We start from the raw sequence: 11,694 nt of genomic DNA on the forward strand, positions 1-11,694 counted from the left end.
ATCGCAGCTGGTAGAACTAGCTAGACGGCCGACGAGATGTTGCTGCACCTCGTTCGGCCTGACCAAACCCAAGCTGGTTGGAGCTCGGATCATGGCTGATTCCGACAATACCACAGCTTTGCCTTTCGTCATCCAAGGGGGACGAAGGAAGAGCTGTGCTGTGGATGACGAGGCGGAAGGTGACAGCGCGGTTGGCGTAAGACCGGCCGAGAAGATCGCCGCGCGTTTGCTTGTGCCCATCGACCCATGCGTGGTCCTTCTCCAAGAATGGGAACAGGCACATCACATGGCCGTGGTTTTGTGCCGGCTGCAGCAGCGTCTGGAGATAAGGATCAGGAACGCCCTGAGGGCTTCTGAACCAAGCGGTGGAGCTGAGAACGACCAGCAGAACGCACCGCAGCCAGCGGATAACCAGACACGTTGGAACGAGCTCGACCACGAGGTCGGATACTCACGAGCCCGTGCTGCCGAGGCACAGGCCGTTGAGGCTGAAGAAGAGATCCTCGACGCTGTTGCCGCCACTGCCGCCCAATCACTGGCCGGGGTGATCGCCAAACTGAAGATCATCGTCGGCGGTGGCGAGAACATGGGCGACACATCGGCATTTCCCTGGCCGCAAATTCAGTCGGTCCTGGCGGATCTCCAGGCATTGGGCGAAAGCGGCGCAGACGCGCTGCCGGCGGATAGCCGGCGCCAGCCCGCCGGGGATCGCGGCCGGGACGGCGAGACTAACCGCCTTCGCGCATCCATGCCGGACGGCACCATAGCCCGCGAAAGCCAGCCACGGCGAAGCTGAACACTGCAGGGTTGCGGGAGGCGGGATTGCGATGCCACGCGCGGCCACGCATCAGGCGTGCCCTGGAGCCGCGGCTGGGCAGGCACCTTTTACAACAATGGGAGAGAGAGAATGACCTTCAGAAGTTCTGTGAGCCTGCGGCTTGCATTCATGTGGGGCGGTTTGCTTGCGCTGATCGTTGCCTTGCCGGGTGGTCCGGCCTTAGCCGAGACGACTAAGGAGCGTGTGCTGCGCGAGGGCAAGATCGTCATCGGCATTCACAACCGGACACCATGGGGCTTTCGCGATGAAGCCACCGGCGAGGCCAAGGGATGGCACCCGGACCTGTTGCGGGCAGCCTTCTCTGAACTTGGCGTCAAGGAGCTCGACATCAGGGTCACCGAGTTCGGCGCCCTGATCCCGGGGCTGCTGGCGGGCCGCTTCGATGCGGTGGCGTCGGGTCTGTCCATCACGCCGGAGCGCTGCCGGCAGGTTGCCTTCGGCGCACCCGATCTCAAGGTCCACGACGCAGCCATCGTGCTCACTGGTAATCCAAAACAGATCCATGGCTTTGACGATATCGTCAGCCAGAAGATCATCATGGGTGCCGGCCGCGGCAGCGTGTCGGTCAGGAATGCGACCGTAGCCGGCGTGCCGGAAAGCAACATGCTGCTGTTCCCCGACATCGAGGCCAACATCTCGGCCCTGCGCGCCGGCCGCATCGATGTGACGGTGCTGTCATCGCCAACCGTGATCGGGCTGCTGGCCAGCGGCAAGCTGAAGGGCCTGGAGAGTGCCAGCCCCTTCGTCACGACAGACGAGCAGGCCACCTATGCCGCTGTCGCCTTCCGCAGCGAAGACGGGGATTTGCGGGCACTGTGGGATGAAAGGCTTCTGGCACTGACAAAGGACGGCACGGTTGGCAAGGTCATGGCCAGATATGGCTTTGGCGAGACCGAGGTCGTGCCTGATACCGTCACCGTCGAGAAGCTCTGCGGCACGGCTGGTGCCGGCAAATGACCATGCTCGAGATCTGGCTCGGCATCCTGCAGGGCTTTCGCGTCACCGCTTTGGTGACGCTCTATGGCCTGGTCTTTGCCATCCCCTTCGGCCTCATCTTTGGAGTTGCCCAATACATGACCACGGGCCCGGCACGGTTCGTGGTGACGTCGGTCATCGAGTTCTGGCGCAGCTCCGCCGTCATCATCCTGCTCTTCGTGTTCTATTACGCCTTGCCCCTGGCCGGACTGGCGCTGTCGGCAATGACGGTCAGTGCCATGGTGCTGGGGCTCAACATTGGCGGTTATGCCAGCCAGGCGGTGAGAGCCGGCCTGCAGGCATTGGACCGTGGCCAGAAAGAAGCTGGCCAGGCACTGGGGCTATCGCGGTCCACCATCCTGTTGCGCATCGAACTGCCGCAGGCGCTGGTGGCGATGAGCCCGACCTTCATCAACCAGCTCATCCAGCTGGTGAAGGCGACATCGCTTGTCTCGCTGGTGACGCTGACCGACATGACCTTCCGCGCCAAGGAGATCTCGCAGATCGAGTATGACCCGGTGCCGATCTACAGCTCGCTGCTGCTCGCCTATTTCATCGTCTGCTATCCGGTCGCACTGTTCGGCCGCTGGGTGGAACGACGCATCAACCCGGCAAGGGAGGCGCGTTGTGGCGTTTGATGTGGCCTTTGCGCTGTCGACTGTGCCGACCATCCTTGGCGCCATCGGCATGACGCTGCTGGTGGCAGCAGTCAGCTGCGTTGGCGCCTCGGCAATCGGCTTTGGCCTTGAACTCATCCGCCGCTCGGGCGGGCTGGGAGGGCTGTTCGTCCGCTTCCTGATCGACTTCATCAGGGCGACACCAGTGCTGGTCTGGCTCTACTGCCTGTATTTCATTCTGCCCTTTTACGGCATTCGCCTTGGTGCGCTTGCCACAGGCATGATCGGGCTCAGCCTCTATTACAGCGGTTATCTCGCCGAGGTGTTCAAGGCCGGCATCGATGCCATCCCCAACGGCCAGGCGGAAGCCGCAAGGGCGCTTGGGATCGGCAGGATGGATATGACCATCTTTGTCATCGCGCCGCAGATGCTGCGCAACATTGCAGCACCCATGGGCAATTACTTCGTCTCCATCCTCAAGGCGACGCCCTATCTGGCCGTGCTTGCGGTGCCGGAGATGCTCGGCCGTGCCTTCGACGTTGCTTCCGAGACCTACCGCTATGCCGAGCCGCTGACGGTCGCCGGCCTCATCTTCCTCGGTCTCGCGCTCGTCATCTCGCAAGCCATCAAACGGCTGGAACACAGGCTGCTTCGGCCGACAGCGAGGTAGGCGGCCGGCCGCTTACCTCAACGGCTGATCCCACCCTCACAAATCCAGACACTTAGCTCGCTATCTTCGAGCTGTTATAGAGATGCTTCATGACCCTCACAGACGACAAACCAGCCGTCCAGATCACCTCGCTCAACAAGTGGTATGGCGCCTTCCATGTGTTGAAGGAGGTCAACCTCACCATCCCAAGCGGTTCCCGCGTCGTGATCTGCGGACCCTCCGGTTCGGGCAAGTCGACCTTGATCCGCTGCCTCAACGGGCTTGAAGCCTACCAGCAGGGAACCGTGACACTGGGCACGGTCCGGCTGGGCGACAATGCCAGGGAGACGGCCCTCGCCCGTCGCCAGACCGGCATGGTGTTCCAGAGCTTCAACCTGTTTCCGCATCTGACTGTGTTGTCGAACTGCACGCTTGCGCTGCGCCGAGTTCTTTCCATGCCGCGCAAGGAGGCTGAGAGCCTGGCACGGCATTTTCTGGAAAAGGTCCGCATTCCCGAACAGGCCGACAAATACCCCGCACAATTGTCAGGTGGACAGCAGCAGCGGGTGGCGATTGCGCGCGCGCTGTGCATGAACCCGCGCCTGATGCTGTTCGACGAGCCAACGTCCGCGCTCGATCCCGAAATGGTCAAGGAGGTGCTCGATGTCATGACCGGGCTGGCCCAGGAAGGCATGACGATGATCTGCGTCACCCATGAGATGGGCTTTGCCCGCGAGGTTGCCGACCAGGTCGTATTCATGGATCAGGGCAGCATTGTCGAACAGGCCTCGCCGATGACGTTCTTTTCGACGCCCAGTCATCCCCGCGCCCAGTCCTTCCTCAACACGCTGCTGCATTGAGAGGACGGATCGGTGGCGAACGACACACGCATCTGGACGGACATCGATTTTGACAAGGACGGCAAGCAAATCTCCTGCCTGCGTTTGCCGTTCTCAAGCGATCGTTCGGCCTATGGCACTATCCCCATCCCGATCGTCTGCATCAGGAATGGTGCCGGGCCAACCGCACTGCTGGTCGCCGGCAATCATGGCGATGAGTATGAGGGCCAGGTGGCGCTCAGCAAGCTCGCCCGGCAGTTCGATGCAAACGAGCTCCGCGGCCGCATCATCATCCTGCCGGCATTGAACTATCCCGCGGTCGACGCAGGCAGGCGCGTTTCGCCGCTCGATCAGGGCAATCTCAACCGGATGTTTCCCGGCGACGCCAATGGCTCACCGACTGACATGATCGCCCATTATGTCTCAGAGGTGCTGCTGCCGCTCGCCGATATCGTCATCGACCTGCATTCCGGTGGCACCTCGTTGCTCTATCTCCCCTGCTGCCTGATCCGCGTGGGCAAGACCACAGCCGAGACGGCACGGCTCGTCGAACTGATGCATGTCTTCGGCGCTCCCATCGGCTCGATCAGCGACGGTTCGGGCGGCGGTGGCGCCACCACACTGTCGGCGACAGCCCAGTCGCTCGGCATTCCGGCCTTGACCACCGAACTGGGTGGCGGGGCGTCACTGTCACAAGCGGGCGAAACCCTCGCCCGAGACGGGGTGCTGCGTGTGCTGAAACATCTGGGCATCCTGCCCGACGCCATCGTCGAGCCGGCAGGGCCGACACGATCCATGCGGGTCGATGGCAGGCAGGCCTTCACCTATGCGCCGGTCAGGGGGATATTCGAGCCGGCCGTGACCGTGGGAGACGAGGTTCAAGCTGGAGATATTGCCGGCACAATCCACCCGATTGCTGGGCCGTCCGAGCCTGCCAGATCGGTACAGTTCGCACAGTCCGGTCTCGTTGCCTGCCAACGGGCTCCCGCACTAACCGAGCCTGGAGATTGCCTGTTCAAGCTTGTGGTGGACGTAGCCTAATCCCTCATGGACTACCAACATTGCGTACCCCTTCGACGCGCAGGACCATATCACCGGCTTTCGTCACACAGACGTACGCGACCTCGGCTCGAACGTTATCAAAGGGACTACCCGGCAAGGGCGTGCGTGACCCGAGGCGCCACGCGGGTTGGCGACGATTTCAACTCGATGATCATCGTCGCAGGCCTCCGCATCTGCCCCGCTAGCAACCACACTCTTGGTGCGCCCGTGTCTCATAGCTTCCATGCCAAGCCCTCGCGCTGTGCCATTCGCAGCTGCTCGTTCTCCTTCAATGTCAGCACTGTGCGCTCACGGGCAGCGATCTGCTGGGCCGCGCGCATCACAGGCCAGGCCTGACGGAGCTTCTCGCGCTCGAGAGGTCGAAGACCCTCCGCGGCCTTGTCGAAGAGAGTGCCCGAGGGCTCGCGGGCTGCGTTGGTAAGCAATGTCCGCTCGCCGAAGCGTTCAGCTATGGCACGGTTGAAGCCGTCGATCTCCAGCCTCACCTCACGATTGTCGACGATGTGGGCGAGAGCAGCTGGCAGATCGTTGCGGTCGATCGCCACGCGGATCCTTTCGAGTACGGACCTCGCAGTCAGCGACAGCGCCGGGATGTCGATCGAAGCTCGATGTCGCAGCGCCTGCTCCTCCGCCCCGATCCTCTCGGCAGCAAGCTGGCGCAGCTTGAGATAACGCTCGATGTCGCGCTTCAGTGCCGGCACATTGACCTCGGCAACACGGCGCGCCTCCTTGTCAGTTTTTGACGCGAGAAGACCCGTCCGCCCTTTCAATGCTCCGAGCGATGCTGGCTCGCTAACCAGCCGATCGAGCGTCTGGCGCGCGGCCGTCGGCTCGGTTAGAAGTGTGTTGAAGTCCATCGCCCGGAAGGCGGCCTCCGCATCGGCGAAGACATAGCGCAAGCGCATCGACATCTCCTCCCACTGCTTGGTAAGGGCCGGATCGGCGAGAAGCCTTTCCTCGACGACATCAGCCAGCGACCTGGCAAACAGCGTGACACCGGCGACCATGGGTTCGGCCTCGTATCGGATTTGCGTTGTCGGGCTTTGCAACAGGCCAAGGCGCTCGGTGTGGACACGGAACCGTTGCGCCAGATCGGCAAGCCGCTCCTTCTGGCGCAGCACCCAGTCGAGCCGGTCGCGAACGAGCGTACGGGCAACACGCGATATGTGCAGCCCACGGTTCTCGGCAAAGCGCAGTGCCTGCCGGTAGAGTGTGCCACGCTCATAATCGAGCGTGGTTTCCTTGGCGTTCGTTCGCGACAGAACCTCATCGAGCCCGCCCGCCTTTGCGAAAGAACGACGCCCGTAATAGAGCGCCATGTCCTCCCGGTGCCGGGTCATTGCGACATAGGTCAGGTGCCGATCCAGTGACAGCGAAGCCAGCACCTTGACCCGGTCGACGGTAGCACCCTGAGACTTGTGGATCGTGGTCGCATAGCCATGATCGATGTTGGGGTAGAAGCGCTGCTCGACTTTGACCAGCCGGCGATGCTCACCCTCGCCGATGGCCGCAACGATCCGGTTTGGTGCCGCCTCGACGACACGCCCAATCATGCCGTTCTTCACCCCGAGCGACGTCTCGTTTTTGAGGAAGACGATCTGGTCGCCAGCGTCGAACCGACGAAGGCCGTCATCGGTGCGGAAGTCATGTCCCACGCCGACGAATCCGCGCTCGACGAGCTTCTCACGCGCCAGGCTGTTGAGCTCGCGCACGTCGCGCCTAAGATGGGCCAGGATGAGTGTAGTCTTGGTCGGATCGTAGTCACTGTTCCAATCGGCGATGAGACTGGCGATCGCCTGCGCCTTGAGCTCTGACCCACGCACTCTGCCGTGCTCACCATAAGCCCCAATCGCCTGTGCGACCCGGCCGCGCGCCAGATCGAGAGAAGCGGCTCTCATCCACTCTTCGTGCTGGCGGTAGATGGTCTCGAGTTCAGCGTAGCCGATGCGGTCAACGATTGCACGAAACGCAGCCCCTGCTTCAATCGGCTGGAGTTGCTCGGGATCGCCGACCAGCACCAGCTTTGCACCTGCCAGGGTTGCTGCTTCAACGATCAGTGCCATCTGCTTTGAGGCGACCATGCCCGCCTCGTCGACAACAAACACTGTCCGTTCGTCGAGCATGTCCCTGCCCTGCTTCCAGCGCAGCTCCCAAGCCGAAAGCGTGCGGCTGACAATGCCTGCTTCCTTCTCGAGGCCTTCCGCCGCTTTGCCGGCAAGGGCAGCACCGACAACACGATAACCCGCCAGTTCCCAGGCCTCACGTGCTGCCTTCATCATCGTGGTCTTGCCTGCACCGGCGCGACCGACGACGGCCGCAATGCGTGCCTCGTCCACCACATGTTCGATGGCGACACGCTGCTCCTGCGACAGCTGCGAATGACGCGCCAGCACACTGTCCAGCACCTTCTGCCGGACGCCATGCGTTGTGCGCTGTGACAGCCACAGCGATTGCTTCGCCATCTTGGCTTCGATGCGGATCAGTTCACGCGTCGTGTAGCGGGAACGGATCCTTGCTCCCGTCGCAAGGTCGATGCCTTCGCACTCTATACGCAGCGCCTCCGGGCTCTGCAGAATGCGCACCATCAGCTGCTGGAACGTGACGGCATTGTCGACGTAACGATGCAGGATCTTTGCGATGTCGCGCTCATCGAAGACGCTTTTCTCCGAGGAGACGATATCGAGCACGATCTCGGGTCGCTTCAGGATCCGGCTCGCATTCTCCTTGCGCCTCGCCTCGAGCAGCTCGATCCGCTCGAGCGACATCTCATGGCCTTCACGCGCTGACTTGCGCTGGATCGCCTTGGCGCCAACACCGATATGGGTGGTTGGCACGAGGTCGATGCCACGCTCGGCATAAGAGCGGCCATCGACACGGAGATCGATCCCGCCAAGCGCCAGATGCTGGTTCTGGATCTCGAACCAGGCATCGCGAAGGGCCGTGAAGTCGTCCATGCCGCCGGCCCATAGCTCATAGACGATCTTGCCGGCGGCGTTACGCAAGACCTCGCCGTTCTGACCAATGACGGCAACCTTCTTGGGACCAAAACCGTCCTCGGTCAGCGGCCGCAGGGTCATCATCAGATGGACATGCGGGTTGTCAGGCGCATCATGATAGACCCAGTCCGCGACTATGCCTTTGGCGAGGATGTGCCGTTCGACGAAATCACGGACGAGGGCGATGTTCTGCTCGGCTGACAGCTCCAACGGCAAGGCGATGGTGATGTCTTTGGCAAGCTGGGCATCCGAGCGTTTCTCGAAAGCTTCGACCTTGTTCCAGAAGGCTTCCGAGGCACCTGCCACCGAGCAGTCGGCAATCAGGCTGCGCAGCCATTGCGGTGCATCGGGCGGCACCGAAAACGCCTCATGGAGCAGGCCCTTTTTGCGTGTGTAGTCGACCGAGCGCGCTTCGCGTTCGTACTCCATCTTGGCGCAATGCCGATAGGCAGCCGACAGCACTGCGCTGCGGCCGTCACCGCGGCTGACGATGCTGACGGAGAAGTGGGGGACAGCCACGGCAGAGATTGCTCCTGGACAGCGAACGGACACTCGTGCGTTCGGTCAGGAGCGACTGGCTGGACAGGCCGTTGAGCAAGGCGTCGCGTCAGCGACGTATAATTGCGCCCTTGGCCGCTTCTTTCGAACGGCGGGATCATCTTGCATCGCGTCGGTTTCGCCGACTGCGCAATAAACGGGGATGCGCTGCGCACCCTCCCCGTTGATCCTGACCTGGCGCTTCGCTCAATCCAGACAAGGGAAGAGGCTACCGGAATGAAAAGGCCATCATCGAAGATCAGAGAAGAGATCGCCCGCCTGCAGGAGCAACTAAGGCAAGCTGAAACGCGGGAGGCAGAGCGCATTGGCCGGTTAGCACTCAGGGCCGGGCTCGGTGAGATCGAGATCGAAGATACCGAGTTGCTGGCAGCTCACTATTCCTCCTGTTTCGACCGCTCCTTAGGTTCGTCCAATGGTGTCGTCTTTGCCGTCTCGGGTGGCTTCAAGACCACGTAGGTGAAGATCCCGACCGCGCTCAAACGGGGCGGCGGCCTAGTCGTGCTTGATCCGTCCTCCAAGTTCGCACCGATGATGATCGCGCATCGCGGCAAAGCCGGCCGTGCTCGACCACCATTGACCCGCTACCGACCCCAACGCCCTCGACTGGATCGGTCATTTGGGCGGCACGAAGGAGGAGGAAACTGTTACTGTAGCGCCTTGGGTGAGGACCGACCCACCGATACAGACATCTGCCTAGGCCGACGCCTTTCTCGCCTCCGCACTTCAGCTTCTTCCCCCCACCGCGTCTACCGGACTTTGAACTTGTGCCCGTTTTACGGCCTCACCCTCCGGCCGACCTTGTTTGGCGGCGTATCGGTCATTCGCAACTGAGGTCGCATCGGCACCAACGGACAAGCCATGATCGAAACCTTCGACGAAACCTACGCTCTACAGCGTCTAGAGACGGTGAAGAAGCGGCGGGGCTACCGGGCGCCATGCGGCCTGCCGGAGGCTGACGCCTCAAGGACCAGAGCTGTGGCCCCGCCTTGTGAGCGGGGCCGAGCTCGGCCGGAATGGAGGGCGGCAGGAGGCGGCTTTCTTGGGGCGCGAGGAACGAACGCAGTTCGCTGGGGAAGAAGTTGCGCCTGCCGTTGCGGGACAACGATCGAGGCGAAGCCGCTCTCCGGTCAGACATGCCCCATCGAGCCCGCTAAAGGACCCGGCTGTCGGGACAGGGAAGGAAGGGCGCTGCGGCCAGTAGGCCGATGTCATTTATCATCGCACGCTGACTTGACGGGCGACGAACCCTTCCGCTTCCGGAACGCCCGCCGCTCGACGCGCGATCGCCCGCGTCACGGGGAGAGATGTCGCTTCCTCTCTGAGAGCGGTCTCAAGCACCGCAGAAAGCCCACCAATAGGGCCGCCGTCCGCGGTCTTACACCGTTCAGCAGACTGTCAACGCAGGTCCAAAATCCAACGACCACACGACAGGCGCATCGCTGGTCTTCGGCTATCTCAAGGGCGACGACATGGCGCTGAAGGAGATCGAGGTCGAAGCCTTCGAATGCCGCAGCCGAGCAACGGTCGTCGAGCGCTGTGTTTACGATCCCGGGGGGGAACGCGTCCGGATCTGATGTGGCGACAGGCTCCGTATGCCACATATTGCAACATCTGCTTGCCAATGTGACTGCTATGCCGCCACATTGGCGTCATGTCCGACTCGCAGAACCACAAGGCGCTCGCGCCGCGGCGCCACGACGAGATCCTGAGGCGGCTCGCCGCCGACGGCTCGGTCGGCATCACTGAGCTTGCCGCCTTTTTCGACGTCTCGCGCGAGACCATCCGCCGCGACATGAAACACCTCGCCGAGCGCGGCCAGCTTGACCTCGTCCATGGCGGCGCGACCTTGTTCGAAGCGACCGAACCAGCGCTCACCTTGCGCAGCCAGGAGAATGCCGGCGGCAAGGCAGCCATCGGCCGGGCCGCAGCCGCACTGGTCGAGGACGGCATGGTCGTGTTCCTCGATTCCGGCACCACCACGCTTGCCGTGGCCCATGCACTCGCAGGCAAGCAGAATCTGACCATCTGCACCACCAGCCTTACGATCGCGCTGCATATGTGCCGCCAGCCGCATGTGCGCGTGCACATGCTGGGCGGCGAGATCGACCCGTCAGAGGAAGCCGCGGTCGGCATCGACGCGCTCGACGCTGCCGGCCGCTTCCGCATCGATGTCGCCTTCCTGGGTGGCGGTGCGCTGTCGCCAGACGGCGAGATCACAGACTTCACCCGGAACGGTGCCGAACAGCGCTCGCGCATGGCGGCCACCGCCGCCCGCGCCTACTTCGTGCTCGACAGCTCCAAGTTCGGCCGGCTGACGCCGCTGCGCATCCAGCGTTTCGAACTCGCTGCCGGTATCATCGTCGACGCCCCTCCCCCTGCAGCGATGGTAGAGGCGCTGGAGCGGAAGGGACCGAAGGTGATAGTCGGCGAATAGCTGACATGGCGGAGCAGCAAGACTGCCGCTCCGCTGGCCCTGCCTGACGATCAGGTCAGCTTCCGCCGCCGCTCCAGTTCCGCGTCGGTCGGGGTCTCGAACTCGAACGAGCCGGTAACAATGTCGCCGTCACGGACGTACTTGTTGATCGTCACGCCGGTGCCGGAAGCCTTCGAAGACACCAGCTTCAGTTTCGAAGGCATGACGGCATCGCCGAACAGGCGCTTGCCCTTGCCCAGCAACAGCGGGAAAATCGAGATGTTGAGTTCGTCGACGAGGTCGGCGGCGAGCAGGGTCTTCAGGAAATCCGTCGAACCCTGGGTCAACAGGTCCGGCCCGTCCTCTGATTTCAGCTTGCGCAAGGCAGCGACCGCGTCGGGACCGAGCGAATGGCTGTTCTGCCAGCCGAGTTTCAGGTCCGGATTGCGGGTCGCCACATACTTGTTGATGCGGTCGAACAGCGGGCCGATGGGGTCGTCGGCATCGACATAGGGCCAGTGCGCGGCAAAGATGTCCCAAGTCTTGCGCCCGAGCAGCAGATCGAACGGCTTGGCGAACATCTCGCCCACCCCCTCGGTCATCGTTTCGTCGAAATAGGGCGCGGCCCAGCCACCAAATTTGAAGCCGCCGATCGGATCCTCATCGGGCCCGCCCGGCGCCTGCATGATGCCGTCCAGGCTCATGAACGCACCCACAATGATCTTTCTCATGTCGCTCTCCTTCATC

The 11,694-nt window shown here is 62.5% G+C and carries 10 protein-coding genes; 8 read left to right on the forward strand and 2 right to left on the reverse strand.

The genetic code is table 11. The features are described 5' to 3' along the window. Nucleotides 1–91 precede the first annotated feature (91 nt). The 6 genes from DY201_RS27320 (at nucleotide 92) to DY201_RS27345 (ending at nucleotide 4,959) form a co-directional block, all read left to right on the forward strand. Nucleotides 92–796, forward strand: a complete 705-nt coding sequence (locus DY201_RS27320) for a hypothetical protein (protein ID WP_147297344.1) — start codon at nucleotides 92–94, stop codon at nucleotides 794–796. A gap of 111 nt (nucleotides 797–907) precedes the next feature. Continuing rightward, nucleotides 908–1,795 (forward strand): transporter substrate-binding domain-containing protein, encoded by an 888-nt coding sequence (locus DY201_RS27325; RefSeq protein WP_115734140.1) that lies wholly within the window; start codon nucleotides 908–910, stop codon nucleotides 1,793–1,795. Further along, entirely contained in the window at nucleotides 1,792–2,451 is a 660-nt protein-coding gene (locus DY201_RS27330) for an amino acid ABC transporter permease (protein ID WP_115734139.1), read from the forward strand. Before DY201_RS27325 ends, DY201_RS27330 begins: the two co-directional genes overlap by 4 nt. Further along, nucleotides 2,441–3,100, forward strand: coding sequence for an amino acid ABC transporter permease (locus DY201_RS27335; protein WP_115734138.1), 660 nt, complete (start codon nucleotides 2,441–2,443; stop codon nucleotides 3,098–3,100). The genes DY201_RS27330 and DY201_RS27335 overlap by 11 nt, the downstream gene beginning before the upstream one ends. Nucleotides 3,101–3,189: 89 nt before the next feature. Beyond that, entirely contained in the window at nucleotides 3,190–3,939 is a 750-nt protein-coding gene (locus tag DY201_RS27340) for an amino acid ABC transporter ATP-binding protein (protein WP_115734137.1), read from the forward strand. A 12-nt stretch (nucleotides 3,940–3,951) separates the two neighbouring features. Next, the gene (locus DY201_RS27345; protein WP_115734474.1) at nucleotides 3,952–4,959 is read left to right on the forward strand and encodes a succinylglutamate desuccinylase/aspartoacylase family protein; all 1,008 of its coding nucleotides are present in this window, start codon (nucleotides 3,952–3,954) and stop codon (nucleotides 4,957–4,959) included. Nucleotides 4,960–5,192: 233 nt separating this feature from the next. Here the strand turns inward: DY201_RS27345 and traA are convergent, their stop codons facing one another. Further along, nucleotides 5,193–8,495, reverse strand: coding sequence for a Ti-type conjugative transfer relaxase TraA (gene traA, locus DY201_RS27350; protein ID WP_115734475.1), 3,303 nt, complete (start codon nucleotides 8,493–8,495; stop codon nucleotides 5,193–5,195). Nucleotides 8,496–8,750: 255 nt separating this feature from the next. Between traA and DY201_RS27355 the strand changes: the two genes are divergently transcribed. Together DY201_RS27355 and DY201_RS27365 are read left to right on the forward strand one after the other, a co-directional pair. Next, complete coding sequence (locus DY201_RS27355; RefSeq protein ID WP_115734532.1) at nucleotides 8,751–8,990, forward strand: TraC family protein; 240 nt, start codon at nucleotides 8,751–8,753, stop codon at nucleotides 8,988–8,990. A 1,195-nt stretch (nucleotides 8,991–10,185) separates the two neighbouring features. After that, on the forward strand, nucleotides 10,186–10,968 hold the full coding sequence (locus DY201_RS27365) for a DeoR/GlpR family DNA-binding transcription regulator (protein ID WP_115734476.1): 783 nt from the start codon (nucleotides 10,186–10,188) through the stop codon (nucleotides 10,966–10,968). 50 nt (nucleotides 10,969–11,018) lie between these two features. Here DY201_RS27365 and DY201_RS27370 read toward each other — a convergent pair whose 3' ends face one another. Continuing rightward, nucleotides 11,019–11,678: a dihydrofolate reductase family protein gene (locus DY201_RS27370; RefSeq protein ID WP_115734533.1), complete on the reverse strand. Its 660-nt coding sequence runs from the start codon at nucleotides 11,676–11,678 to the stop codon at nucleotides 11,019–11,021. Nucleotides 11,679–11,694 lie beyond the last annotated feature (16 nt).

It is taken from the genome of Aminobacter aminovorans (assembly GCF_900445235.1).
Taxonomy (GTDB): Bacteria; Pseudomonadota; Alphaproteobacteria; order Rhizobiales; family Rhizobiaceae; genus Aminobacter; species Aminobacter aminovorans.

What these genes read in the sequence shown, in the direction of transcription:
- DY201_RS27320 (WP_147297344.1), top strand. Translation starts at nt 92, where the DNA reads ATGGCTGATTCCGACAATACCACAGCTTTGCCTTTCGTCATCCAAGGG.
- DY201_RS27325 (WP_115734140.1), top strand. Translation starts at nt 908, where the DNA reads ATGACCTTCAGAAGTTCTGTGAGCCTGCGGCTTGCATTCATGTGGGGC.
- DY201_RS27330 (WP_115734139.1), top strand. Translation starts at nt 1,792, where the DNA reads ATGACCATGCTCGAGATCTGGCTCGGCATCCTGCAGGGCTTTCGCGTC.
- DY201_RS27340 (WP_115734137.1), top strand. Translation starts at nt 3,190, where the DNA reads ATGACCCTCACAGACGACAAACCAGCCGTCCAGATCACCTCGCTCAAC.
- DY201_RS27355 (WP_115734532.1), top strand. Translation starts at nt 8,751, where the DNA reads ATGAAAAGGCCATCATCGAAGATCAGAGAAGAGATCGCCCGCCTGCAG.
- DY201_RS27365 (WP_115734476.1), top strand. Translation starts at nt 10,186, where the DNA reads ATGTCCGACTCGCAGAACCACAAGGCGCTCGCGCCGCGGCGCCACGAC.
- DY201_RS27370 (WP_115734533.1), bottom strand. Translation starts at nt 11,678, where the DNA reads ATGAGAAAGATCATTGTGGGTGCGTTCATGAGCCTGGACGGCATCATG.